This window comes from Streptomyces sp. NPDC048436 (genome assembly GCF_043200355.1).
Taxonomy (GTDB): domain Bacteria; phylum Actinomycetota; class Actinomycetes; order Streptomycetales; family Streptomycetaceae; genus Streptomyces.
This window is the reverse complement of sequence record NZ_JBICXP010000001.1, coordinates 1,125,833-1,152,035: the sequence shown is the minus strand read 5'-3', so window position 1 is coordinate 1,152,035 and position 26,203 is coordinate 1,125,833. Positions and strand designations below refer to the sequence as shown.

At 70.2% G+C, this 26,203-nt stretch carries 18 protein-coding genes; 10 read left to right on the top strand and 8 right to left on the bottom strand.

The genetic code is table 11. From position 1 onward, the window contains the following. Positions 1–174 precede the first annotated feature (174 nt). Positions 175–705, bottom strand: a complete 531-nt coding sequence (locus ACGFX9_RS05215; protein ID WP_393464784.1) for a DUF937 domain-containing protein — start codon at positions 703–705, stop codon at positions 175–177. A gap of 304 nt (positions 706–1,009) precedes the next feature. Between ACGFX9_RS05215 and ACGFX9_RS05210 the strand changes: the two genes are divergently transcribed. Continuing rightward, the gene (locus ACGFX9_RS05210; protein WP_393464781.1) at positions 1,010–3,355 is read left to right on the top strand and encodes an ATP-dependent RecD-like DNA helicase; all 2,346 of its coding nucleotides are present in this window, start codon (positions 1,010–1,012) and stop codon (positions 3,353–3,355) included. A gap of 124 nt (positions 3,356–3,479) precedes the next feature. Further along, complete coding sequence (locus ACGFX9_RS05205) at positions 3,480–4,826, top strand: citrate synthase (RefSeq protein ID WP_393464778.1); 1,347 nt, start codon at positions 3,480–3,482, stop codon at positions 4,824–4,826. A 486-nt stretch (positions 4,827–5,312) separates the two neighbouring features. On the opposite strand, the gene ACGFX9_RS05200 is transcribed toward ACGFX9_RS05205, so the two are convergent. The 4 genes from ACGFX9_RS05200 to ACGFX9_RS05185 form a co-directional block, all read right to left on the bottom strand. Beyond that, positions 5,313–7,556, bottom strand: coding sequence for a heavy metal translocating P-type ATPase (locus tag ACGFX9_RS05200; protein WP_393464775.1), 2,244 nt, complete (start codon positions 7,554–7,556; stop codon positions 5,313–5,315). A 109-nt stretch (positions 7,557–7,665) separates the two neighbouring features. Beyond that, positions 7,666–7,989: a heavy-metal-associated domain-containing protein gene (locus tag ACGFX9_RS05195; protein WP_393464772.1), complete on the bottom strand. Its 324-nt coding sequence runs from the start codon at positions 7,987–7,989 to the stop codon at positions 7,666–7,668. A gap of 154 nt (positions 7,990–8,143) precedes the next feature. Beyond that, positions 8,144–8,341, bottom strand: a complete 198-nt coding sequence (locus ACGFX9_RS05190; RefSeq protein WP_393464769.1) for a helix-turn-helix transcriptional regulator — start codon at positions 8,339–8,341, stop codon at positions 8,144–8,146. A 223-nt stretch (positions 8,342–8,564) separates the two neighbouring features. Next, complete coding sequence (locus ACGFX9_RS05185) at positions 8,565–9,464, bottom strand: sugar phosphate isomerase/epimerase family protein (protein ID WP_393464766.1); 900 nt, start codon at positions 9,462–9,464, stop codon at positions 8,565–8,567. A gap of 138 nt (positions 9,465–9,602) precedes the next feature. Between ACGFX9_RS05185 and iolC the strand changes: the two genes are divergently transcribed. The 8 genes from iolC (at position 9,603) to ACGFX9_RS05145 (ending at position 19,774) form a co-directional block, all read left to right on the top strand. After that, on the top strand, positions 9,603–10,583 hold the full coding sequence (iolC, locus tag ACGFX9_RS05180; RefSeq protein ID WP_393464763.1) for a 5-dehydro-2-deoxygluconokinase: 981 nt from the start codon (positions 9,603–9,605) through the stop codon (positions 10,581–10,583). Then, positions 10,576–11,457, top strand: a complete 882-nt coding sequence (locus tag ACGFX9_RS05175) for a deoxyribose-phosphate aldolase (protein WP_393464761.1) — start codon at positions 10,576–10,578, stop codon at positions 11,455–11,457. The genes iolC and ACGFX9_RS05175 overlap by 8 nt, the downstream gene beginning before the upstream one ends. Positions 11,458–11,466: 9 nt before the next feature. Next, entirely contained in the window at positions 11,467–12,282 is an 816-nt protein-coding gene (iolB, locus tag ACGFX9_RS05170; RefSeq protein WP_393464758.1) for a 5-deoxy-glucuronate isomerase, read from the top strand. 16 nt (positions 12,283–12,298) lie between these two features. Next, on the top strand, positions 12,299–14,182 hold the full coding sequence (gene iolD, locus ACGFX9_RS05165) for a 3D-(3,5/4)-trihydroxycyclohexane-1,2-dione acylhydrolase (decyclizing) (RefSeq protein ID WP_393464755.1): 1,884 nt from the start codon (positions 12,299–12,301) through the stop codon (positions 14,180–14,182). A 17-nt stretch (positions 14,183–14,199) separates the two neighbouring features. Beyond that, positions 14,200–15,702, top strand: coding sequence for a CoA-acylating methylmalonate-semialdehyde dehydrogenase (gene mmsA, locus ACGFX9_RS05160; RefSeq protein ID WP_393464752.1), 1,503 nt, complete (start codon positions 14,200–14,202; stop codon positions 15,700–15,702). A gap of 126 nt (positions 15,703–15,828) precedes the next feature. After that, positions 15,829–18,480 (top strand): alpha/beta fold hydrolase, encoded by a 2,652-nt coding sequence (locus ACGFX9_RS05155; RefSeq protein WP_393464749.1) that lies wholly within the window; start codon positions 15,829–15,831, stop codon positions 18,478–18,480. Further along, on the top strand, positions 18,477–19,340 hold the full coding sequence (locus tag ACGFX9_RS05150) for an ABC transporter permease (RefSeq protein ID WP_393464746.1): 864 nt from the start codon (positions 18,477–18,479) through the stop codon (positions 19,338–19,340). The genes ACGFX9_RS05155 and ACGFX9_RS05150 overlap by 4 nt, the downstream gene beginning before the upstream one ends. Positions 19,341–19,528: 188 nt before the next feature. Continuing rightward, on the top strand, positions 19,529–19,774 hold the full coding sequence (locus ACGFX9_RS05145; protein WP_393464743.1) for a hypothetical protein: 246 nt from the start codon (positions 19,529–19,531) through the stop codon (positions 19,772–19,774). 3 nt (positions 19,775–19,777) lie between these two features. Here the strand turns inward: ACGFX9_RS05145 and ACGFX9_RS05140 are convergent, their stop codons facing one another. From ACGFX9_RS05140 to ACGFX9_RS05130, 3 genes are all read right to left on the bottom strand, one after another. Continuing rightward, the gene (locus ACGFX9_RS05140) at positions 19,778–22,981 is read right to left on the bottom strand and encodes a glycoside hydrolase family 2 TIM barrel-domain containing protein (protein WP_393464740.1); all 3,204 of its coding nucleotides are present in this window, start codon (positions 22,979–22,981) and stop codon (positions 19,778–19,780) included. A 175-nt stretch (positions 22,982–23,156) separates the two neighbouring features. Then, on the bottom strand, positions 23,157–24,851 hold the full coding sequence (locus ACGFX9_RS05135) for a hypothetical protein (protein WP_393464738.1): 1,695 nt from the start codon (positions 24,849–24,851) through the stop codon (positions 23,157–23,159). Positions 24,852–24,961: 110 nt separating this feature from the next. After that, on the bottom strand, positions 24,962–26,191 hold the full coding sequence (locus ACGFX9_RS05130) for an acyl-CoA dehydrogenase family protein (protein ID WP_393464736.1): 1,230 nt from the start codon (positions 26,189–26,191) through the stop codon (positions 24,962–24,964). Positions 26,192–26,203: the final 12 nt, after the last annotated feature.

Genomic DNA, 26,203 nt, shown 5'->3' with positions numbered 1-26,203 from the left:
CGCTCGCGAGGGGGTGTGTCGGTATTTCCGCCCGGAGCACGGTTCGCGGCGCTCCGGTGCCGCAGTAGCCCATCGGCCACCGGACGATGGCGAGGACGGACATACCGGCGCGGCCCCGCACCCACAGACGGAGCAGCACCGCACGCCGCCCAGAGCCCCGGGGCTCGCTCGAAGCTACTTCTTGCCGCCGCTCAGGATCTGACCCAGCAGATCCCCGAGGCCCCCACCCCCCGCAGCCCCGCCCGCCCCCTTCTGCTTCGACGCCGAGGCCCGCCTCGTCAGCACCGTCAACAGCACCGGGATCAGCAGTTCGATCACGCGGGTCACAGAAGCCACCGGCAGGCCCGTCTTCTTCGCTACCGCGTTCGCCACCGGCCTGCTCATCTTCGTCAGCATGCCGGACAACATCCCACCCGCCGCGAGCCCCCCGAACCCTCCGAAGCCGACCACCCCTTGCGGGGCCGGGGCCGGGGCCGGAGCAGGAGGCGCCGCCTCGTCGAAGGCCTGCTTGACCTCGTCCGCCTCCGCGGGATCCGAGGCCCTCTCCCGCAGGTTCCCCGAAAGCGAGGTCACCGTGGTGCTCACCACGTCCTCCGCCCCCGCGGCATCCGTGTGCAGCAGCCCCGCGATCTCCTGAAGTCTGTCGTCACCGAGTTCCTCGAGAACGTCTTTCTGCAACGAGGTCTTGGGAGTTTCATCACTCATGGGTGAAACGCTACTTCTGCCCCACTTCGTCGGCACCCTGAAAAGCCGACTCGGAAAACTCGTGCCCTTGCCCGTGCAACCCTTCCCGCCCGACGCGGGTCGTACTTTGCGTCGGGACTTCCGTAGGGGGGATCTGGGGGGATCGCGGAGTACTGACAGGGGAGGGGAGACCCGAGGGGGCCTGGTCGACGGACCGGGCCCCCTCGAAGTTTTTCCACAGAGTCCAGCGCCCGGCGTCAGCGCCCGGCCGCGAAGTTATCCACAGGCCCCCCACGCTGTCAGCGCCACCCGGTAGCGTCGGATCATGTCGAGCCCCGCCGCCGCAGCAGCCGCAGCACCCAGGACAGTCGTCGAAGGCGTCCTGGAGCGAATCACCTACGCCAACGAGGAAACCGGCTACACCGTCGCCCGCGTGGACACGGGCCGCGGCAGCGGCGACCTCCTCACCGTCGTAGGCGCACTGCTCGGCGCGCAGGCAGGCGAATCCCTCCGCATGGAGGGCCGCTGGGGCTCCCACGCGCAGTACGGCAAGCAGTTCACGGTGGAGAACTACACCACCCTCCTCCCCGCCACCATCCAGGGCATTCGCCGCTACCTCGGCTCAGGCCTCATCAAGGGCATCGGCCCCGTCATGGCCGACCGCATCACCACCCACTTCGGCGTGGACACCCTCGACATCATCGAGAAGGAACCCAAGCGCCTCGTCGAAGTCCCCGGCCTCGGCCCGAAGCGCACCAAGATGATCGCCGCGGCCTGGGAGGAACAGAAGGCCATCAAGGAGGTCATGGTCTTCCTTCAGGGCGTGGGCGTCTCCACCTCCATCGCCGTCCGCATCTACAAGAAGTACGCGGACTCCTCCATCTCCATAGTGAAGAACGAGCCCTACCGCCTGGCCGCCGACGTCTGGGGTATCGGCTTCCTCACCGCGGACCGCATCGCCCAGTCCGTGGGCATCCCGCACGACAGCCCGGAACGGGTCAAGGCAGGCCTGCAGTACGCACTGTCCCAGTCCACCGACCAGGGCAACTGCTATCTCCCCGAGGAGCGCCTCCTCGCGGACGCGGTCAAGCTGCTCCAGGTGGACATGGGCCTGGTCATCGACTGCCTGGCGGAGCTGGCGGCGGAGGACGAAGGCGTCGTACGCGAGACGGTCCCGGGCCCCAACGGGGAAGAGCCCGTCACCGCTGTCTACCTGGTCCCCTTCCACCGCGCGGAACTCTCCCTCTCCGCCCAGCTCCTGCGCCTCCTGCGGACCGGAGAGGACCGCATGCCCGCCTTCCAGGACGTGGACTGGGACAAGGCCCTGTCCTGGCTTGCCACCCGCACAGGCGCCGACCTCGCCCCCGAGCAGGAGGCAGCGGTCAGGCTCGCGCTGACCCAGAAGGCCGCCGTCCTCACCGGCGGCCCCGGCTGCGGCAAGTCCTTCACCGTCCGCTCCATCGTGGAGCTCGCCCGCGCCAAGAAGGCCAAGGTCGTCCTCGCCGCCCCCACGGGCCGCGCCGCCAAACGCCTTGCGGAGCTGACCGGAGCCGAGGCCTCCACCGTCCACCGGCTCCTGGAGCTGAGGCCGGGAGGAGACGCCGCGTACGACAAGGACCGGCCGCTCGACGCCGACCTCGTGGTGGTCGACGAGGCGTCCATGCTGGACCTGCTCCTGGCGAACAAACTGGTGAAGGCCGTGGCCCCCGGCGCGCATCTCCTCTTCGTCGGAGACGTGGACCAGCTGCCGAGCGTCGGCGCGGGCGAGGTCCTGCGCGACATGCTCAGCGAGCAGAGCCCGATCCCGGCGGTCCGGCTCACCCACATCTTCCGCCAGGCCCAGCAGTCCGGCGTCGTCACCAACGCCCACCGCATCAACTCGGGGGTACCGCCCATCACTCAGGGGCTCTCCGACTTCTTCCTCTTCGTGGAGGACGAGACCGAGGACGCGGGACGGGTCACGGTGGACGTGGCCTCGCGCCGCATCCCGGCGAAGTTCGGCCTCGACCCGCGCCGCGACATCCAGGTCCTCGCGCCCATGCACCGCGGCCCGGCGGGCGCGGGCAACCTGAACGGCCTGCTCCAGCAGGCCATCACCCCAGGCAGACCGGACGTACCGGAGAAGCGGTTCGGCGGCCGGGTGTTCCGCGTCGGCGACAAGGTCACCCAGATCCGCAACAACTACGAGAAGGGGCAGAACGGCGTCTTCAATGGGACCGTCGGAGTAGTCACCTCGCTCGACTCCGACGAGCAGCGGCTCATGGTCCTGACGGACGAGGACGAGGAGATTCCGTACGACTTCGACGAACTGGACGAACTGGCGCACGCGTACGCGGTCACCATCCACCGCTCGCAGGGCAGCGAGTATCCGGCGGTGGTCATCCCGGTGACCACGAGCGCGTGGATGATGCTCCAGCGGAATCTGCTCTATACGGCGGTCACGCGCGCCAAGAAGCTGGTCGTCCTGGTCGGTTCGCGCAAAGCTCTGGGGCAAGCGGTGCGAACGGTCTCAGCGGGCAGACGCTGTACTGCCCTGGACTTCCGGCTCGCCGGAGGCCGCGGCACAACCCCCGGATCCAGCCCCGGATCCAGCCCCGGATCCGGCACCGGATCGAACCGTGTATCCGCCCCCCGATCAGCCCCTGGAACTTTTGATCGATCAAACGAGTAGGAAAGGTCACAGAGCACTTCCGCAACCAGGGCGAACGGGGCAGGATGAGCAGGTTGGCGGCACTCAGTGCCGCCAATAGGCCCAATGGTCGACCCCGAGTGCACTCTCCAGGGCCAAATGGGGGATGGTAGAGACAGTCAGGGCACCTCGAAGAAGAGGCACAACGTCGGTGAGGGATGACGTGAGCGACAACTCTGTAGTACTGCGGTACGGCGATGGCGAGTACACCTACCCGGTGATCGATTCGACCGTCGGCGACAAGGGCTTCGACATCGGGAAGCTCCGCGCCCAAACCGGTCTGGTGACCCTGGACAGCGGCTATGGCAACACCGCCGCTTATAAATCCGCCATCACCTACCTCGACGGCGAGCAGGGCATCCTGCGATACCGCGGCTATCCGATCGAGCAGCTGGCCGAGCGCTCCACCTTCACCGAGGTGGCGTACCTGCTGATCAACGGCGAACTGCCGAAGGTCGACGAGCTCGCCAGCTTCAACAACGAGATCACGCAGCACACGCTGCTGCACGAGGACGTCAAGCGGTTCTACGACGGCTTCCCGCGCGACGCCCACCCGATGGCGATGCTGTCGTCCGTGGTCAGCGCGCTGTCGACGTTCTACCAGGACAGCCACAACCCGTTCGACGAGGAGCAGCGCGACCTCTCGACGATCCGCCTTCTCGCCAAGCTTCCGACGATCGCGGCGTACGCCTACAAGAAGTCCGTGGGCCACCCGGTCGTCTACCCGCGCAACGACCTCGGCTACGTCGAGAACTTCCTGCGCATGACGTTCTCGGTGCCGGCCGCCGAGTACGACCTCGACCCGGTCGTCGTCTCCGCGCTCGACAAGCTCCTGATCCTGCACGCGGACCACGAGCAGAACTGTTCGACCTCCACCGTGCGTCTGGTGGGCTCGTCGCAGGCGAACATGTTCGCCTCGATCTCCGCCGGTATCTCGGCCCTCTGGGGCCCGCTGCACGGTGGCGCCAACCAGTCCGTCCTGGAGATGCTCGAGGGCATCAAGCAGGACGGCGGCGACGTCGACAACTTCATCCGCAAGGTGAAGAACAAGGAAGACGGCGTGAAGCTCATGGGCTTCGGGCACCGCGTCTACAAGAACTTCGACCCCCGGGCGAAGATCATCAAGGCGGCGGCGCACGACGTCCTTTCGGCTCTCGGCAAGGACGACGAGCTGCTCGACATCGCGCTCAAGCTCGAAGAGCACGCGCTGGCCGACGACTACTTCGTCGAGCGCAAGCTCTACCCCAACGTGGACTTCTACACGGGCCTCATCTACCGCGCGATGGGCTTCCCGACCGAGATGTTCACCGTGCTGTTCGCGCTGGGCCGGCTTCCGGGCTGGATCGCGCAGTGGCACGAGATGATCAAGGAGCCGGGATCCCGTATCGGGCGCCCGCGCCAGATCTACACCGGCGAGGTTCTTCGGGACTTCGTCCCGGTCGAGGGTCGCTGATCTTCTTCGGGAACTGCGGGCCGCATGTGGCTGGTCGCGCAGTTCCCCGCGCCCCTTCGGGGCGCTAGCCCCATCCAAGCGAAAAGCGCCCCGCCGCCGATCCCCCCACGGGTCGACGGTCGGGGCGCTTTCCTGTTTCCCGGTGCGGATTCCCCCCACGGGATCCGGCCGGGCGTCTGTGGTGGCAGCGCGCCTGGTGAAGCGATCTGCCGGGACCCGCACGTACGGGAGGGCCGCTCAAAGCTCCCCGGTGCACGTGTCCCGGCCAACGCATTCCTAGGAACATCCCCCAAGATGTCCCCGATGTCTAGAGACGTCCCCCAAGACGTCCCTGGCATCGCCCTCTTAGACTCGCGAGCCCCTCCAATGGTTACGTTCAGATCGCTGTGATCTGCGTCTCCTGCATATGTCCTGTACATGCGCAAGAGGCCCGATATGCCGATCGGGGCTCAGGCGTGAGAATGCTGCGACCAAGATGTGAAGAGCTTATGTGAAGTTCCTGAGGCGCAGGCTATTGGTGACCACAAAGACCGAGGAAAATGCCATCGCGGCCCCGGCGATCATCGGGTTCAGGAGCCCGGCGGCGGCGAGCGGCAGTGCGGCGACGTTGTAGCCGAAGGCCCAGAAGAGATTGCCCTTGATGGTGGCGAGGGTCTTACGGGAGAGCCTGATGGCGTCGGCCGCCCCGCGCAAGTCCCCGCGCACCAGCGTCAGATCGCTCGCCTCGATGGCCGCGTCCGTGCCGGTGCCCATCGCGAGCCCCAGATCGGCGGTGGCGAGCGCCGCCGCGTCGTTGACCCCGTCCCCGACCATCGCGACGACCTTGCCCTCGTCCCGCAGCCGCCGCACGACGTCGACCTTCTCCTCGGGCAGGACCTCCGCGTACACGGAGTCCGCGTCGATACCGACGGACCTCGCCACCGCTTCGGCGACGGCCTTGTTGTCACCGGTGAGCAGCACCGGTGTAAGACCCAGGGCGCGCAGTTCACGCACCGCTTCGGCGCTGGTGTCCTTGACGGCGTCGGCGACGGTGAGGACTCCGCGGGCCCGGCCGTCCCAGGCGACCAGGACGGCCGTACGTCCCGTCGCCTCGGCCTCCGCCTTGAGCGTGGCCACCGAGGCGAGACCCTCGACCCCCGCGTCCGCGAGCAGCCGCTCACGCCCGACGAGGACGAGGTGCCCCTCGACCGTGCCGCGCACGCCGGACCCCGCGACGTTCTCGAACCCCTCCACGGCGGGCAGCGCCCCCACCGGGAGCCCCAACTCCGCGGCGGCGCCCGCCGCGACGGCCCGCGCGACCGGATGCTCCGAGGCGTGCTCCAGGGCCCCCGCGAGCCGCAGCAGCTCCTTCTCCTCGGTCTCCCGGGCCGCGTACACGTCCCGCAGTTCCATCCGCCCCGTCGTCACCGTCCCGGTCTTGTCCAGGACGATCGTGTCCACCCGGCGGGTGGACTCCAGGACTTCGGGGCCCTTGATGAGGATGCCGAGCTGCGCGCCGCGCCCCGTGCCGACCATGAGGGCGGTAGGCGTCGCAAGGCCGAGCGCGCACGGGCAGGCGATGATCAGGACGGCGACGGCCGCGGTGAAGGCCGCCGTCACGTCACCGGTGGCGCCGAGCCAGCCGCCGAGCGTGGCGACGGCTATCAGCAGGACCACCGGCACGAAGACCCCGGCGATCCGGTCGGCGAGCCGCTGCACCTGGGCCTTGCCCGTCTGCGCGTCCTCGACGAGCTTGGCCATCCTGGCCAGTTGGGTGTCGGCGCCGACGCGCGTGGCCTCGACGAGGAGCCGCCCCGAGACGTTCGTGGTCGCCCCGGTCACCGCGTCTCCCGCGGCCACGTCCACCGGGACGGACTCGCCGGTCAGCATCGAGACGTCGATCGCGGACGCGCCCTCGATGACGGTGCCGTCGGTCGCGACGGTCTCTCCGGGGCGTACGACGAACCGGTCGCCGACCACGAGCCGCGCGACCGGGACGCGTACTTCCGCACCGTCGCGCAGCACGGCGGCGTCCTTGGCGCCCAGTTCGAGCAGCGCGCGCAGTGCCGTGCCCGCCTTCCGCTTCGAGCGGGCCTCGAGCCAGCGGCCGAGCAGGATGAACGAGATGACACCGGCGGCGACTTCGAGATAGAGCGTCGAGGAAGCGTCGGCACGGGAGACGGTGAACTCGAACCCGTGCCGCATCCCCGGCATCCCCGCGTCGCCGAGGAAGAGCGCCCACAGCGACCAGCCGAACGCGGCGAGCGTGCCCACCGACACCAGGGTGTCCATGGTCGCGGCGCCGTGCCGCAGATTCGTGAACGCGGCCCGGTGGAAGGGGTAGCCGCCCCAGACGACGACAGGCGCGGCCAGCGTCAGCGAGAGCCACTGCCAGTTGTCGAACTGCAGCGCGGGGATCATCGCGAGCAGGACGACGGGCAGCGAGAGCAGCGCCGAGCCGATGAGCCGCTGCCGCAGGGTGTCGGGCTCGGTGATGTCGGCGGTGGTGGCCGGCGCCTCCGGCTCGGGAGGGGCCGGGACGATCTCCTGCGCCGTGTAGCCCAGCTTCTCGACCGTCGCGATGAGCCGCGCGACCTCGACATCGGCCCCTTCCGCGTACGAGACCTTCGCCTTCTCCGTGGCGAGGTTGACCGACGCGGTCACGCCCTCCAGGCGGTTCAGCTTCTTCTCGATGCGGGCGGAGCAGGATGCGCAGGTCATCCCGCCGACGGCGAGTTCGACTTCGTTCATGGCTCTCTCGTACTTCTGAGGCTTATGGAGCTTCTGAGGCCTCTGGGGTGATGCGGCTGCGGGCCCTGTGACGGCGTCACAGGGCCCGGGGTACCCGGCAGGCGGCAGGTCAGGCCTTGACGCCGGTGAGCTCGTAGCCCGCCTCGTCTACCGCGGCGCGGACGGCGGCCTCGTCGAGCGGGGCGTCGGAGACCACGGTCACCTGACCCGTGGAGGCCACCGCCTTGACGGAGCTGACGCCCGCGATCTCCGAGATCTCGCCGGAGACGGCGCCCTCGCAGTGGCCACAGGTCATGCCGGTCACCTCGTACACGGTCGTCACGGCACCCTGCGGCGCCTCGGCGGCACCGTCGGAGTGGCAGGAACCGCTGGGGGAGCAGCAAGAGCCCGTGGTCTCGTTCTCTGCCTGCGGGAGCTCGGTCTGGGCGCTCATGTCGTTCTCCTCCGTGAGGTGCGGCGTGTGGGTGTGCGTGGTGATGCGACGTAATGTGCAAAAGGTGCCCCGGTGTTCCCGGAGGCCCCCTCACACTCACCACTGTATACCCCTAGGGGGTACATCTCAAAGAGGGGTTCGCGGTCGGAGGCGGTCAGCCTCTGCGCCCGCGATTGCCCGGTCTGGCGGCGACCCAGGCGCGGATGGTGTCCGCGTACCAATAGGGTTTGCCGCCCTCCACGTGGTCGGGCTCGGGGAGCAAGCCGTGCTTGCGGTAGGAGCGCACTGTGTCGGGCTGCACCCGGATGTGTGCGGCGATGTCCTTGTACGACCAGAGCCTTCGGTCGGTCATCTGTGGCACCTCCCTGCGGGCGCCGCAGGGGCGACTCGGGGGGAGCCGTCGGGGGAGCTGCGGCGCGACGCTGGCGATCACTCAGCCTTGTGCCCGGTGAACGACGCAGAGTGAGCGCAGGGGGGTGGCTGTCGAACGCCTGTGACGGAAGAGCCGCGTAGGCGGGACATGTGTGACAGGGAGAGGTTGTTTGTGACGCTTGTGATGCATTCGCTCCGAAGCTCTACGCGCCGCAGGAGCGCAGGAACGACCGGGTGCGGCGGGCGATGGGCAGGGGCTTGTCCGGCGGGCACGGGTACATGTCCTGCTCGACGATGGCGAACAGGTCGACGCCCAGTCTCTGCGCCGCCGCGAGCACCGGCTCCAGGGCGGGCACCCCGGCCGGCGGCTCGCACATCACGCCCCGGCCCACCGCGGGCCCGAACGGCATCTCCTGCGCCCGCACCTCGGCCAGGATGCCGGGGTCGACCTGCTTGAGGTGCAGATAGCCGATGCGTTCGCCGTACGTCTCGATGAGCTTGACGCTGTCGCCGCCGCAGTAGGCGTAGTGACCGGTGTCCAGGCAGAGCGAGACGAGGCCGGGGTCGGTCGCGTCGAGGAAGCGGGTGACGTTCTCCTCGTCGTCGATGTGGGTGTCGGCGTGCGGGTGGACGACCACACGCAGGCCGTACCGCTCGCGCACCTCGTACGCCAACCGCTCCGTCTGGAGCGTCAGTTGACGCCACTGCTCCGGGGTGAGCGTGCGGTCCTCAAGGACCTCGCCGGTCTTGTCGTCGCGCCAGAAGGACGGGATGACGACGAGGTGTTCGGCGCCCATCGCCTGGGCGAGCGCGGCGTTGTCGGCCACATGGGCCCATGTCCTGTCCCACACGGCGGGGCCGTGGTGCAGGCCGGTGAAGACCGTCCCCGCCGACACCTTCAGGCCGCGCCGCTGGGTCTCGGCGGTCAGTTCGGCCGGGTCGGTGGGCAGATATCCGTACGGACCGAGCTCGATCCACTCGTACCCGGAGTCCGCCACCTCGTCGAGGAAGCGGCTCCAGGGGACCTGGCCCGGATCCTCGGGGAACCACACGCCCCACGAGTCGGGTGCCGAGCCGATCCGGATGCGTGACAGCGTCGTCATGCGAGCCAGCTTTCCGGGCGGCGGAGAACGATGTCAAGGAGTGGTCCGAATGTAAGGACAATGTGTTGACAGGGCTCTGGGGCGCGGTTAGACCTAGGGGTGGACGTGGGGGAGGGCGACGCCGAGAGGGAGTACAGGGTGACCGATCCGCACGACGTCAGCGATCCGTACGACGTCATCACGATGGGCCGGATCGGGGTGGATCTCTATCCCCTGCAGACCGGGGTGGGGCTCGCCGATGTCACTGCGTTCGGCAAGTTCCTGGGCGGTTCCGCCTCGAACGTCGCCGTCGCTGCGGCGCGGCTCGGCCGCCGGGCCGCGGTCATCACGCGGACCGGCGATGACCCCTTCGGGGAGTATCTGCACCGGGAGCTGCGGCAGTTCGGGGTCGACGACCGCTGGGTGAGCGGCGTCGCGGGACTGCCGACGCCGGTGACCTTCTGCGAGGTCTTCCCGCCGGACGACTTCCCGCTCTACTTCTACCGGCTGCCCAAAGCGCCCGACCTGGAGATGTACGAGGAGGAGCTCGACCTCGGCGCCATCACCGCCGCCAAGGTGTTCTGGGTGACGGGGACGGGCCTGTGCGCGGAGCCGAGCCGGTCGGCGACGCTTGCCGCGCTGCGGCGGCGGGCCAAGGCGGGGCTCACGGTCTTCGACCTGGACTGGCGGCCGATGTTCTGGGAGCGGGCCGAGCAGGCGCGGGACTTCTACGCGCAGGCGCTCGCGCACACCACCGTCGCCGTGGGCAACCTCGACGAGGTCGAGGTCGCCACCGGCGTACGTGATCCCTACGCCGCCGCGTGTGCGCTCCTTGAGGCCGGGGTCGAACTCGCCGTGGTGAAGCAGGGGCCCAAGGGTGTGCTCGCGATGAGCGCGTCGGGTGAGGCGGCCGAGCTGCCGCCGCTTCCCGTGACGGTGCTCAACGGCCTCGGGGCCGGGGACGCGTTCGGCGGTGCGCTCTGCCATGGGCTGCTCGCGGGCTGGGAGTTGGAGCGGACCATGCGGTACGCCAACGCGGCGGGGGCGATCGTCGCCTCACGCCTTGAGTGCTCGTCCGCGATGCCGTTCCCCGAGGAGGTCGAGGCGGCGCTTGCCGCGGGAGCCGTGACCCATGGTTGACCTTGCCGAGCTCATCCGGATCCGCGCCGAACACCCCGAAGCCATCGCGGAAGCCGCGGCCCGGCGCGTCCGGCGTCCGCTCCTCGGCGACAGCGGGCGGCTGATGATCATCGCCGCCGATCACCCGGCCCGTGGCGCGCTCTCCGTAGGCGGGGACAAGCTGGCCATGGCCAACCGCGGGGACCTCCTGGGGCGGCTCTGCCTGGCGCTCGCACGGCCCGGCGTGGACGGGGTGCTCGCCACCGCCGACATCCTCGAAGACCTGCTCCTGCTCGGCGCACTGGACGGCAAGGTCGTCATGGGGTCGATGAACAGGGGCGGGCTCGCCGGGGCCTCGTTCGAGCTGGACGACCGGTTCACGGGGTACCGCGCGGAGGACATCGACCGACTCGGCTTCGACGCGGGGAAGCTCCTGCTGCGGGTCGACTACGACGACCCCGGCTCCCTGGCCACCCTGTACTCCAGCGCCCGCGCCGTCGACGCCATGGCCGCCCGCAAGCTGCCCGTCTTCGTCGAGCCGTTCCTGTGCCGCCGCCCGGCCGCCGGCGGGGCGCCGCGCAACGACCTGAGCGCCGGGGCCGTCACCACGTCCATCGCCATCGCGTCGGGGCTCGCCGGAACATCGGCGTACACCTGGCTGAAGGTCCCGGTGACCGAGAATCCGGACGACATGGCGCGGGTCATGGAGACCTCGACGCTGCCCGCCGTACTCCTCGGAGGTGACCTCGGTGACGACAGTGACGCGGCGTACGAGAAGTGGCGCGGCGCCCTGCAACTGCCCACCGTGCACGGCCTGGTCGCCGGGCGCACGCTGCTGTACCCGGCCGACGGGGACGTGGCGGGCGCTGTCGACACCGCCGTCGGACTGCTGTAGGAGGGCCACATGACGTACGTACCGAAGGGCAGCACGGCCGAAGGGCCCTACGCACTCGATCTCGACCCGAAGCGGTCCGGTCTGGTCTATTCCGCGCTGCGTGTGATCGAGATCGAACCGGGCGCCACGCACTCCTTCGCCACCGGGGAGAGTGAATGGATCGTGCTCCCGCTGACCGGCGGCTGTACGGTGCGGACAGAAGGCGAGATCATCGAACTGCTGGGCCGGGAGAGCGTGTTCGGCGGAGTGAGCGACTTCGCCTACGTACCCCGCGACGCCCAGATCCAGATCGCCTCCGGCGCGGGAGGCCGCTTCGCCCTGGCAGGAGCGAAGTGCGAGCGTCGACTCCCCGCCCGCTACGGCTCCGCGCCGGAGGTTTCCGTCGAGCACCGCGGCAGCGGCACCTGCGCCCGCGAGGTCCGCAACTTCGCGTCCGCCGACGCCTTCGACTGCGACCGGCTCATCGCCGTCGAGGTGATCACACCCGGCGGCAACTGGTCCTCGTACCCGCCGCACAAGCACGACGAGCACCGCCCGGGCGTGGAGGTCGAACTCGAAGAGATCTACTACTTCGAGATCGAGGCCGGACCCGCCGGGCAGGAGGGCATCGGCTATCAGCGCGTGTTCCCCTCCCGGCCGGGCGGCACCGACGTCCTGGCCGAGGTCCGCACGGGTGACGCCGTGCTCGTCCCCGATGGCTGGCACGGTCCTTCGATCGCCCAGCCGGGGCACAGCATGTACTACCTGAACGTGATGGCAGGGCCCGGCGAGGAACGGGAGTGGCGGATCTGCTTCCACCCTGACCACACGGAGGGATACCGATGAACACGGAGGGATACCGATGAGCTCTGTGAGGCTGAGGCTCACCACCGCTCAGGCCCTCGTCCGCTTCCTGTCCCGGCAGTTCACCGAGCGCGACGGCGAGCGGCAGCGGCTCATCGGCGCGACCTGGGGCATCTTCGGGCACGGGAACGTGGCCGGCATCGGCCAGGCCCTCGTCGAGTACGGCGACGACATGCCCTTCCACCAGGGCCGCAACGAACAGGCCATGGTGCACGCCGCCGTGGGGTACGCCCGCCAGTCGGGCCGCCTGTCCACGCACGCCGTCACCACGTCCATCGGGCCAGGCGCGACCAACCTCGTCACCGGCGCCGCACTCGCGACCGTCAACCACCTGCCCGTCCTCCTGCTGCCCGGCGACACCTTCGCGACCCGCCCGGCGGACCCGGTGCTCCAGCAGCTCGAAGTCCCGCACGCGGGCGATGTGTCGGTCAACGACTGCCTGCGCCCGGTGTCGAAGTACTTCGACCGGATCGCCCGCCCCGAGGCCCTGATCCCGGCCGCCCTCGCCGCGATGCGCGTGCTCACCGACCCGGCCGCCACCGGCGCCGTCACGCTCGCGCTCCCGCAGGACGTGCAGGCGGAGGCGTACGACTGGCCGCGGGAGTTCTTCGAGGAGCGGACCTGGGGCGTACGCCGACAGGCCCCCGACCCGCGTGAACTGGCCGCCGCCGCCCGGGCCCTGCGCGCCGCGCGCCGCCCGTTGATCGTCGCGGGCGGCGGTGTCCACCACAGCGCGGCCGAGGAGGCGCTGCGGGACCTCGTGGACGCGACCGGCGTTCCCGTCGCCTCCACCCAGGCGGGCAAGGGCTCCCTGCGCTTCGACCACCCGGCGGACGTCGGCGGCATCGGGCACACGGGCACGGCCACCGCCGACGAACTCGCCCGTACCGCCGACCTGGTGATCGGCGTCGGCACGCGCTACAGCGACTTCACCACGGCGTCCGGCACGCTCTTCGCCGAGCCGGACGTCCGCTTCCTGAACCTGAACATCGCGGCGTTCGACGGCCACAAGATGGCGGCCACACCCCTGATCGCGGACGCGCGGGCGGGCCTTGAGGCCCTGACGGGCGCGCTTGAGGGGTGGCGCGTGCCTGCCGCGTACGTCGCCGAGTACACCGAGCGCAAGGAGCGCTGGGAGCGGCTCGTCGTGGACAAGGCCTACGCGGCCGAGAAACCCGACGCACGACCCACGCAGCTCCAAGTCCTCGGCCTGCTTGACAAGTTGGTCACGGACGAGGATGTGATCATCAACGCGGCGGGGTCGCTGCCCGGCGATCTGCACAAGCTGTGGAGGGCGCGCTCGCCCCGGCAGTACCACGTCGAGTACGGCTACTCCTGCATGGGATACGAGATCCCCGCCTCGATCGGCGTCGCGCTCGCGGCCCCCGACCGCCCGGTCTGGGCGCTGGTGGGCGACGGGACATATCTGATGATGCCCACCGAAATCGTCACCGCGGTCCAGGAGAACATCCCGGTCAAGGTCGTGATCCTGCAGAACCACGGGTACGCGTCCATCGGCGGGCTCTCCGAGTCCGTGGGCGGCGAGCGGTTCGGCACCGCCTACCGCTTCCGGGCGCCGGACGGCACGTACACGGGTGCCCCGCTGCCCGTCGATCTCGCGGCCAACGCGGCCTCGCTCGGGATGCGTGTGATCCGCGCCGAAACAGTTGCTGACCTGCGGGATGCCCTCGCAGAGGCGCGGGCGGCCGACGGTCCCACATGTGTCTACGTGGAGACGGAAACGCCCGACACAGTGTCGCCCCCGCCCCCGGCGCAGGCGTGGTGGGATGTGCCCGTGGCCGAGACCGCGGACCGGCAGTCCGCGATCGAGGCCAGGAAAGAGTACGACCGGCACGTCTCAGCCCGACGCCGCCACCTGTGAGAGTAGGGATGCTTGTCATGACGAAGACCGTCAATCACTGGATCGGCGGGAAGTCCGTCGAAGGCGCGTCGGGTACGTACGGTTCGGTCACCGACCCCGCGACCGGCGCCGTCACCACGCAGGTCGCCTTCGCCTCCGTGGACGAGGTGGACTCCGCCGTCGCCTCCGCGCGCGAGGCGTACGCCACGTGGGGCAAGTCGTCCCTGGCCAAGCGCACCTCGATCCTCTTCGCCTTCCGCGCGCTCCTCGACGCCAACCGCGACGCGATCGCCGAGCTGATCACCGCCGAGCACGGCAAGGTGCACTCGGACGCGCTCGGCGAGGTCGCCCGTGGCCTGGAGATCGTGGACCTCGCCTGCGGAATCACGGTCCAGCTCAAGGGCGAGCTGTCGACGGAGGTGGCCTCGCGCGTGGACGTCTCGTCCATCCGCCAGCCGCTGGGTGTCGTCGCGGGCATCACGCCGTTCAACTTCCCGGCCATGGTGCCGATGTGGATGTTCCCGCTCGCCATCGCGTGCGGCAACACGTTCGTCCTGAAGCCGTCGGAGAAGGACCCGTCGGCCGCGATGAAGATCGCGGAGCTGCTCTCGGAAGCGGGCCTTCCGGACGGCGTCTTCAACGTCGTGCACGGCGACAAGGTGGCCGTGGACGCGCTCCTGGAGCACCCGGACGTGGCGGCCGTCTCCTTCGTCGGCTCCACCCCGATCGCCCGCTACATCCACACCACCGCCACCGCCAACGGCAAGCGCGTCCAGGCGCTCGGCGGCGCCAAGAACCACATGCTGGTCCTGCCGGACGCCGACCTCGACGCGGCGGCGGACGCGGCCGTCTCGGCGGCGTACGGCTCCGCGGGCGAGCGCTGCATGGCGATCTCGGCCGTGGTCGCGGTCGGGGCCGTCGGTGACGAGCTTGTCGCGAAGATCAAGGAGCGGGCCGAGAAGATCAAGATCGGCCCCGGCAACGACCCGACGTCGGAGATGGGCCCGCTGATCACCGCGGCCCACCGCGACAAGGTCGCCTCGTACGTCACCGGCGCGGCGGCGGAGGGCTGCGAGGTCGTCCTCGACGGCACAGGACACACCGTCGACGGCTTCGAGGACGGCCACTGGATCGGACTCTCGCTCCTGGACCGCGTGCCGGTGACGGCGAACGCGTACAAGGACGAGATCTTCGGTCCGGTCCTTTGCGTGCTGCGGGTCGACACGTACGAGGAGGGCGTGGCGCTGATGAACGCGTCGCCCTTCGGCAACGGCACCGCGATCTTCACGCGGGACGGGGGCGCCGCGCGGCGCTTCCAGCTGGAGATCGAGGCGGGCATGGTGGGCGTGAACGTCCCGATTCCCGTGCCGGTCGGCTACCACTCCTTCGGTGGCTGGAAGGACTCGCTCTTCGGCGACCACCACATCTACGGCAAGGACGGCACGCACTTCTACACGCGGGGCAAGGTCGTCACCACCCGCTGGCCGGACCCGTCGGACGCGCCGGAGGGTGTGGACCTGGGGTTCCCGCGTAACCACTGACGGGGGTTTCAGGCCGTCCGTACCGCAGCCGGTGTACGCCCCGCTTCCCTCGTACTCCCCAGGTAGGCCCCCGGGTTCAACCCACCGGCTGCACCGGTTGTCGGTGGCCGCCCGTACGGTTGACGCATGGATCTACGACTGCCCAGGCGCAGACTCTTCGCCGCCGCGGCCGCCCTCGCCGTCCTGGCGGGGGCGGGCACGTGGACGGCGGCGGCTTCGGACGACGGGCCCGCCGTGCACCGTGAGGACCGTCTCATGGAGATGCCCGGTGTGGGCAAAACGGGCGGCGCGAAGATCGACACCTCGTACTTCACCGCGGGGGACCCGGACGAGAAGCGCCCCGCCGTCCTCATCGGCCACGGCTTCGGCGGCAGCAAGGACGACCTGCGCACGCAGGCGGAAGACCTGGCCGGCAAGGGGTACGCGGTCCTCACCTGGTCCGCCCGCGGCTTCGGCAAGTCCACCGGCAAGATCGGCCTGAACGACCCGAAGGGCGAGGTCGCGGACGCCCGCCGGCTCATCGACTGGCTGGCCAAGAGGCCCGAGGTGCAGCTGGACAAGAAGGGCGACCCCCGCGTCGGCATGACCGGCGCCTCGTACGGCGGCGCGGTCTCCCTCCTCGCCGCCGGGTACGACCACCGCGTGGACGCCATCGCGCCCCAGATCACCTACTGGAACCTCAGCGACGCCCTCTTCCCCAACGGTGTGTTCAAGAAGCTCTGGGCAGGGCTCTTCATCAACACCGGCGGCGGCTGCGACCGCTTCGAGAAGCAGCTGTGCGACATGTACAACCGGGTCGCGGTGGCCGGGAAGCCGGACGCCGAGGCACAGAGGCTCCTCACCGCCCGCAGCCCCGAAGCCGTCGGCGACCGCATCAAGGTGCCCGCCCTGCTCTTCCAGGGCCAGACCGACTCCCTCTTCCCGCTCGGCCAGGCCGACGCCATCGCCAAGGCGATCCACGGCAATCACGCGCCCGTGTCCGTCGACTGGATCGCGGGCGGTCACGACGGCGGCGACCGCGAGACCGGCCGCGTGGACGCACGCGTCGGCTCGTGGTTCGACCGCTATCTGAGGGACGACAAGAGCGCGGACACGGGCCCCGCGTTCCGCGTCACCCGCACCGGAGGCATCGACTCCACCGACGGCGCCGCGCAGCTGCGGGGCGCGAGCGGCGGGCGGTACCCCGGCCTGGAGAACGGGCAGCGGAAGATCGCCCTCAGCGGACGCGAGCAGCAGACCTTCGAGAACCCGGCGGGCGCCGCGCCACCCGCCATCTCCGCGCTGCCGGGCGTCGGAGGAGGCGGCCTCAACCAGCTGTCCTCGCTCGGTGTCGGCGTCTCGCTCGACTTCCCCGGCCAGCACGCCGCGTTCCAGTCGGCGCCGCTCAAGGACGACCTGCGGATCACCGGCTCACCGAAGGTGCGGATGCACGTCAAGTCCGACAGCGACGACGCCGTGCTCTTCGGGAAGGTGTACGACGTCGGGCCCGACGGCAAGCAGAAGGTGCTGCCGTCGCAGCTTGTCTCCCCGATGCGCGTGGAAGGCGCCAAGGCGGGCAGGGATGTCGACTTCACCCTCCCGGCCGTCGATCACGACGTGCAGAAGGGCCACCGGCTGCGCCTGGTCGTCGCCTCCACGGACCTGGGCTACGCCTCCCCGGCGCAGCCCGCCTCGTACACGGTGTCCCTGAACAGCGGCCTTGAGGTCCCCACCGCGCCCGGCGTGAAGACGGCGGCGACGCCGCTGCCCGCCTGGGTCTGGTGGCTCCCGGCCGCGGGCGCGGTCATCGCGGTCCTGCTCCTGGTCACCGCGCGGCGGCGGACGACGGCGCCCGCGCCGGACCCCGCGCTCGCCGAAGTGCCACTGGTGATCAAGGACTTGAGCAAGCGGTACGCGAAGTCGGCGGACCGTTACGCGGTCCGTGACGTCTCCTTCAGCGTCGAGAAGGGGCAGGTGCTCGGCCTCCTGGGGCCGAACGGCGCGGGCAAGACGACGACGCTGCGCATGCTCATGGGCCTGATCCGGCCCGACGCGGGCGAGATCCGCGTCTTCGGGCAGGCGATCCGGCCGGGTGCGCCGGTCCTCTCCCGGGTCGGGGCGTTCGTCGAGGGCGCGGGCTTCCTGCCGCACCTCTCCGGGCGCGAGAACCTGGAGCTGTACTGGAAGGCCACCGGCCGCCCCGCCGAGGACGCCCACCTGGACGAGGCGTTGCAGATCGCCGGGCTCGGCGACGCGCTGGCCCGCGCGGTGCGGACGTACTCGCAGGGCATGCGGCAGCGGCTCGCGATCGCCCAGGCCATGCTGGGCATGCCGGACCTGCTGATCCTGGACGAACCGACCAACGGCCTCGACCCGCCACAGATCCGCGAGATGCGTGAGGTGATGATCCGCTACGCCGAAGGCGGTCGCACGGTCATCGTCTCCAGCCACCTCCTCGCCGAGGTCGAGCAGTCCTGCACGCACCTGGTGGTCATGGACCGCGGCCGTCTCGTCCAGGCGGGCCCGGTCGCGGAGATCATCGGTTCCGGCGACACCTTCCTCGTGGGCCTCGCGGACGACATCTCCGATCCGCTGGTCGACAAGGTGGCCGCGCTGCCCGGCGTCACATCGGCGGCCCGCGCGGACGGCGGCCTCCTGGTGCGCCTCGACGGCACGGAGAGCGGCAGTGCCGCGCGGCTGCTGCCCGAACTGGTGCGCCTTGAGGTGCCCGTGGAGTCCATGGGCCCGCACCGCCGCCTCGAAGACGCGTTCCTGACCCTGATCGGAGGCACGGCATGAGCGCCACAGCCACGGAGCGCGCCACGGCGCACGGATACCGCCCCGGCCGTACGCTGCCGCTGCGCGTCGAGGCGGTCCGCCAGCTGAAGCGGCGCCGCACCCTGGTGATGGCCGGGGTGATGGGGCTGCTGCCCTTCGTGCTGGTCATAGCGTTCAGCGTCGCCGGGTCGCCGGGTTCGCGCAGCGGCCGGGTGACGCTGATGGACACGGCCACCGCGTCCGGCGCGAACTTCGCGGCGACGTGTCTGTTCGTCTCGGCGGGCTTCCTCCTGGTCATCCCGGTCGCCCTGTTCTGCGGGGACACGGTCGCCTCTGAGGCGAGCTGGTCGTCGCTGCGCTATCTGCTCGCGGCCCCGGTGCCGCGGGCCCGCCTGCTGTGGTCGAAGCTGGCCGTCGCGCTCGGGCTCAGCGCGGCAGTGATGGTGCTCCTGCCGCTGATCGCGCTCGCGGTGGGGTCGGCCACGTACGGCTGGGGGCCGTTGCAGATCCCGACGGGCGGGGCGTTGCCCGCGGGGACGGCGGTGCAGCGGCTCGCGATCGTGGTGGCGTACATCTTCGTCTCCCAACTGGTCACGGCAGCGCTCGCGTTCTGGCTCTCGACGAAGACGGACGCGCCGCTCGGAGCGGTCGGCGGCGCGGTCGGCCTGACCATCGTCGGCAACGTCCTGGACGCGGTGACGGCACTGGGCGGCTGGCGCGACTTCCTGCCGGCGCACTGGCAGTTCGCGTGGGCGGACGCGATCCAGCCGCAGATGGAGTGGGGCGGAATGATCCAGGGCTCGGCGGTGTCGGTCGCGTACGCGCTGGTGCTGTTCGCGCTGGCGTTCAGGGGGTTCGCGCGGAAGGACGTGGTGTCGTAGGGGCGAGCCGAAAGGCCTCCCCGGAAACGGAAACCTCCCGTAACACCCGCCGTACCCACATCGAGACGCTTCCGCAACGCCCACGACCGATCCCTTCGCCCCCTCCCGGCGTCACAGTCACGAGTGGCTGCGTCCGCTGGCTGGACCCCGGCAGCCGCGCCCCGCACGAGGAGTCGAACCAGATCGAGGTGAGCGACCTGAAGGGCGAGCTGTGGGAGGCGGACCGGGGGCTGCGGGTCACGGCGGTCGCCGCGTACTTCGCGGACGCCCTGCGGAAGGAGAAGCCCCTCCCCGGCACGCCCGACCTGTCCGAACTGGCCACGTGCGCCGAGGAGTTGGCGGGAAGCGACTCGTCCCTGCGGGACCTCGCGACCGCTGTCGCCCAAGCTGACCGCCTCAGCGGCGAGGCGAGGACGGACGCAGGGACGGACTGAGCCTCAGGACCGGCCGCGCGCCCGCAGCCGGTACGCGTACGTGTAGGTGCGGCCCGAGTGCAGCAGGTATTTCTCCAGCGGAAGCGCGCCCCAGGAGTCGTTGCCGCCGACGCCCATCTGCCGGTGGTTGACCCCGAGGATCGTCTCGTCGCGCCGCTTCACCTCATGCGGATGCTTCGGTCCGTCCAGGTCGGACGGCGCGTGGTGCAGCGCGCTGGTCTCCAGGAACGGCTCGCCGTCCGCCGGGTCGGCGAGCACGGTCAGGCCCTCGCCCGACCGGTCGGCGAGCGACAGCTGCCGTACGTCCGTCATGTTGCCGGTCTGCTGCGGCCTGACGTACGGCGCGACCTGCTCGTCGACCGTGGAGCGGTAACGGCCCACGAAAGCCGCCGACTTGCGGTCCTGGTAGTTCTCATGCGGACCGCGCCCGTACCAGTCGATCCGCTCGAACCCGGCCGCGACGGTCAACAGGGCACCCACCATGGGCAGATCGGGCAGACCCGCCGCCGCCTTCAAGGTGTGCCGCACCCGCACCTCGCCGTCGCCGCGCACGGTGAACACGGTGTGCCAGTGGGACGGCGAGGGGGAGGTGGGCAGCGTGGCGGCCACCTCGATGGTGACCTCGCCCGGCGACGGCTGCGCGGCCTCGACCTCCGTGACCTTCGCCTTGGCGCCCGCGTCACGCCAAGTGGCGGCCTTCTCCGGGTACTTGCGGCCGATGTCGTTGTCCGTGGGCCCGCGCCAGAAGTTGGCCACCGGGCCGCCCGCGAGGAGGGGCTTCCCCTTGATCCGGTACGAGCTGAGGGTGCCGGTGGCCTTGGAGAGGACCACCTCGACATCGCGTCCTGTGACCTTGACCTCGGCGTCCGTCTCGGAGAGTTCGAGGGCGGGCAGGGTCGAAGGTGCCGGGTCGGCCGCCGCCGGGGCGTGCCAGTCCAGGGGGAGCTGCTCGGCGGCGACCGTGTGCCCGGCGGGGGCCCAGCGCGTCTTGGCACGGAGGGCGAAGGTGACGTCGAGCCAGTACTCGGCGCCGGGCTTGAGGTCGCCAGGCTTCTTGTACGGGATGCGTACGTTCCCCGTGGCGCCCGGAGCCACCTTGGGCGCGGGCAGCGTGCCGTGCTGGATCTCCTCGCCGTCGCGCGTCACGCTCCAGCGCAGCTCATAGGCGTCCAGGCCGCGGAAGAGGTGCTTGTTGCCGACCTTCACGGAGCCCGTGGCGAGGTCGTCGGCCGTGACGGACACCGGCTGGTAGACCTTCTTGATCTCCATGAGGCCGGGGTGGGGTTCACGGGTCGACGCGACCAGGCCGTTGCAGCTGAAGTTGCCGTCCGTCGGATAGCCCGCGTGCCAGTCGCCGCCGTACGAGAGATAGGTGTGCCTGGGGTCGCCGGGTATCGGCCGCCGGATGTTCTGGTCGACCCAGTCCCAGACGAAGCCGCCGTGCAGATTGGGGTAACGCTCGAAGATCTCCCAGTACTCGGGGAGGTTGCCGTTGCTGTTGCCCATGGCGTGCGTGTACTCGCAGAGCATGTACGGCTTGGGGTTGCCGGACTTGCCGTACTTCTCGACGTCGGCGGGCTTCGTGTACATCTCGCTGTGCACGTCGGCGACGGAGTTCATGCCTTCGTAGTGCACGGGCCGCGAGTCGTCACGGGCGCGCACCCAGTCCGCCATGGCCTGGAAGTTGCTGCCCGCCCCGGCCTCGTTGCCGAGGGACCACGCCACCACGCACGCGTGGTTCTTGTCGCGCTCGACCATCGAGCGGATCCGGTCCACGCAGGCGTCGGTCCAGTCGGGCAGCGAGGCGGGGAGCCGGTCGCGTACGCCGTGCGTCTCCAGGTTGGTCTCGTCGATCGCGTACAGGCCGTACTCGTCGCAGAGTTCGAGCCAGCGCGGATGGTTGGGGTAGTGCGAGGTGCGTACGGCGTTGATGTTGTGCCGCTTCATCAGCAGGACGTCCTCGACCATGACCGACTCGGGGACGGCCTGGCCGTGCTCGGGCGTCGACTCGTGCCGGTTGGTGCCGTGGAACATCACGGACTTGCCGTTGACCGTCCACTTCCCGGGCCCGAAGCCGACCTCGCGGAAGCCGATGCGGGTCCGCTGGATGTCGGTCTTGTGCCCCTTCCCGTCGGTGAGGGTGACGACGACGGTGTAGAGGTTCGGCTCCTCGGCGGACCAGAGCGCGGGCGCCTTGACGTCGGCCTTCAGCGTGAGGGGCTCGTCGAAGACGGGCTCGCCCGTCAGCGGTTCGCGCAGGACCGGGCGGCCCTTGGCGTCGTACAGCTGCGCCTCGACGCGGTGATCGCCGCTGCGGGACTCCTTGGCTGCCTTGCCGGCTGCCTTGCCGCTCCTGTCGCGTACGACGGTGGTGACGGACAGCGTCGCGTCGCGGAACGCGGAGTCCAGATCCGTCCGTACGAAGAGGTCGTGCACATGGACCGGGGCGAGGGAGTAGAGGTAGACGTCCCGGAAGATGCCGGACAGGTCGATCATGTCCTGGTCCTCCAGCCAGCTCCCGTCGGACCAGCGGTAGACCTGGACGGAGAGGGAGTTCGACCCCGGGCGCAGGTAAGGGGTGATGTCGAACTCGGCGGGGGTGTAGCTGTCCTCGCTGTAGCCGACCTTCTTGCCGTTGACCCAGACGAAGAAGGCGGACTTCACGCCCTGGAAGGAGATCAGGGTGCGGCGCCCGGACCAGTCGTCGGGGACGGTGAAGGTGCGGCGGTAGGACCCGACCGGGTTGAAGTCCTTGGGCACGTCGGGGAAATCGGGCTTCTCGTAGCCCTCCCACGGGTACCTGATGTTGAGGTAGATCGGCTCCGGGTAGCCCTCGATCTCCCAGTTGGAGGGCACGGGGATGCGGTCCCAGCCGCTCACGTCGTAGTCGTCGGCCTCGAACCCGTCCGGGCGGCGCTCGGGGTTCTTGGCCCAGTGGAAGCGCCAACTTCCGTTCAGGGAGCGGTGGTACGGAGACTTGGCGAGGTCACCGCGCAGGGCGTCGGCGGTGGAGGCGTACGGGACGAGTCTGGCCCTCGCCGGTTCTCTGTTGACCTGGAAGACACGCGGGTTCGCGTCCCACTCGGGGGCGCCCGCGGCTCGCCCCTCCGCCGCGAAGGCCTGCTTCTGCGCCATGAAGGCGGCCCAGCCGACCAGTGCGGTGCCGGTGGCGAGGAAGGAACGGCGGCTCGGCAGATGTGCACCCATGCTGCAACTCCGAACGTAAGGCAACAAGAACCGCCAGCATCGGACGGGATCACTCAACATTCAAGGCCCGTGTCAGGAAGGGCAGTTGATGTTCGACGGGCCGCACGGAAGCGGCGCAAATGAGCCGCAGAGCCGTGCGTTTCGGCCGCCGGTGTTCGTTCGGGTCATGCGTGTGTCATCCGCCGCAGAGCTGCCGCTCGGCCTGCTCCGGGTTGTTGGGGAAGCGGAAGGATGTGCGGTCCCAGGCTCCGGTGAGGTTGTGCCAGAACCTGGCGGGGGTCATCGGGTCCCGCGTCGCCGCCCGCAGCTCGGCGAGCTGACCACAGTCCAGGGCGCGGCGGGCGGCGGCGACGTCCACGGGGGACATGCCCGCGGGAAGGGTGCCATGGCCCCGGTCGGCGAAGATCCACGCGTCGGGCAGCCGCTTGTCGTGTCCCACGCGGCCGTGGAAGCGCTCGGAGTGGGCGGCCAGGGGGTAGGCGAGGCCGATGGGGTCGAGCGCGGCGCCGTCGAGCGGGACCACCGTGCCGCTGAACCCCAGCGTGTTGTAGACGCCGGTCACCGTGGGGGAGTTGGCGCCGACGACGGTCCTGCCGAGGATCAGCGCCGGTGTGCTCTCGCGCTCCGCGTCGCGTACGAGACGGGCATAGGCGACGGTGCCGGGCTGACCCGCGAAGGTGTGGTGGAGCGGGTGGGGTGCGGCGTTCTGCTGTACGTACACACCGCGCTCGTCGGCCACTCCGGCGGGGCCGATCCACCCCGCGTACGGAATGCGCAGGAACGCCGCGCAGACGATGGCCCAGGCCCCGATGCCCACCGCCGCGATGGTCCAGGCGCGCGTGAGGGGCACCAGGAAGACGGGCAGGAGCATGAGCAGCAGCCCCGGCAGGAACATCCGGCCGTGCATGAAGTCGCCGCCCACCTTGATGACGTAGACCCAGCAGAGGAGTCCGGCGACGATGGGCGCGAGCGCGGGGATCAGGGGAGGGGAGTGCCGGCGGGGCGACGCCGCCGGCAGCAGGGCCGCGACGAGGAACAGCGCGGGCACCCAGAGCAGATAGGGCTCGGCGAAGTCCTGGAGATAGTCGAGCCCGCGCGCCCACAGGCTCTGCGAGGCCTCCTTGGTGACGCCCGGCAGCGGCATCAGCTGTCCGTAGTACCCGGCCCGGAAGATCTCGTACGCGACCGGCAGCGCGAGGGCGGCTCCGAGCCCGCCAAGGGTGGCCCGCCGCTTGGGCCGCACCATCAGCCACTGCGCGCCGAGGAAGACGGCGGAGACAAGGGCCAGGTCGGGCCGGACGAGGGGGCCGAGCCCCAGGACCACGCAGGTGACGATCGACCGGGCCCGGGTGACGAGCAGCAGCCAGGATCCCGCGATCCAGCAGGTGGCGAGGCCGGTCTCAAGGCCGGAGGTGGCGAAGTCCCACATGGGCGGCAGGGCCAGCAGGACGAGGCAGCCGAGGGGAAGCACGGCGCTGCCCGCGTACAGCCGCATCGCCCCGAGCGAGGCGAACGCGAACCCGGCGGCGGTCAGCAGCAGCCCGCCGTACATCGCCGCCGTCGCGATGTCGGCCCCCGGCAGCCCCGCGAGCACGAGCAGCCACTGCCAGAGGGTGCCGGTGGAGGACTCGGCGCGTTCACCCGCGTTGAAGACGGGGCCGTTGCCGGCCAGGATCTGCCGGACCGTACGGACGTAGATGTGCCCGTCGTCGGACATCCACCGCCGCTGGAACCCGGCGAACGCGATGACGACCGCGGGCAGCAGACAGAGGATGATGCCGCGGCGCGGACCGCGGCCGCCCACGCGCCGCTTGTTGAGCAGCCCAAGGACGGCATCGGGCTCACGGGGGGAGAGTTGCGTCGACGTCATGATCCTTTTATCGGCGCAGGTCAGGGGTGGCTTGAGGGGAGTTTTCAGGCCGTCCGCCGTTTGAGGACGAGCCCTCCCCGGGGCCCTCCCGGGGGCCCTCCCGGGGGCCCTCAGCGGATCTGCCGCCCGGAGATCGCCCGGGCGATCACGAGACGCTGGATCTCACTCGTCCCCTCGAAGATCGTGTAGATCTTCGCGTCCCGGTACATCCGCTCCACCGGATGCTCCCTGCTGTACCCCGCACCCCCCAGCACCTGCACCGCCTTCTCCGTGGCCGCCACCGCGAGCTCCCCGGCCCGCAGCTTCGACATCGACCCTTGCCCCGCGTCGAACGTCTTGTCGTTCCGTGCCATCCACGACGCCTGCCAGATCAGCAGCCGCACGGCCTCGATCTCGGTCCGCAGATCGGCGAGCGCGAAGGCGATCGACTGGTTCTCGATGATCGGGCGGCCGAAGGCGACCCGGGAGCCCGCGTAGTCGAGCGCGTATTCGTACGCGGCCCGCGCGATCCCCAGCGCCTGCGCCCCCACGGTCGGCCGGCTGACCTCGAACGTCGCCATCGCGGCCTGCCCCTTGCGGTCACCTGCACGGCCAGCACCACCCCCCTCGCGGGCCCGCGCGAGCCGCGCCTCAAGACGCTCCCTGCCGCCGAGCAGACAGTGCCCCGGTACGCGTACGTCGTCCAGGAAGACATCCGCGGTGTGCGAGGCCCGCAACCCCAACTTCCTTATCTTCTTGGCACCTTCGAGACCCCGCGTACCCGGCGGCACGATGAACGCGGCCTGCCCCCGCGCCCCCAGTGCGGGGTCGACGGACGCGACGACCACATGGACGTTCGCGATGCCGCCGTTCGTGATCCACGCCTTCTGGCCCGCCAGGGTCCACTCGTCGCGTGCCTCGTCGTACGTCGCACGCGTCCGCATCGCCGACACGTCCGAGCCCGCCTCGGGCTCGGAGACGCAGAACGCCGCCACCTTGGGCTCGTCCTCGTCACCGAAGCACTGCGGCACCCACTCGGCCAGCTGGTCCGGCGTGCCCGCGGAGAAGATCCCGGCCACCGCGAGTGACGTGCCGAAGAGGGCCATTCCGATGCCCGCGTCGCCCCAGAACAGCTCCTCGTTGGCGATCTGCAGCGAGAGTCCGCTCGGGTCGCCGAAGAGATCGGCCAGGGACTCGAAACCGTACAGACCGATCTTCGCGGCCTCCTGGATGACCGGCCAGGGCGTCTCCTCGCGCTCGTCCCACTCGGCGGCGGCCGGCCGCACGACACCGGCCGCGAAACCGTGTACCCAGTCACGCAGATCCCGCTGCTCCTCGGTCAGTTCGAGGGAGAAGGCCATGGTGTGCTCCTT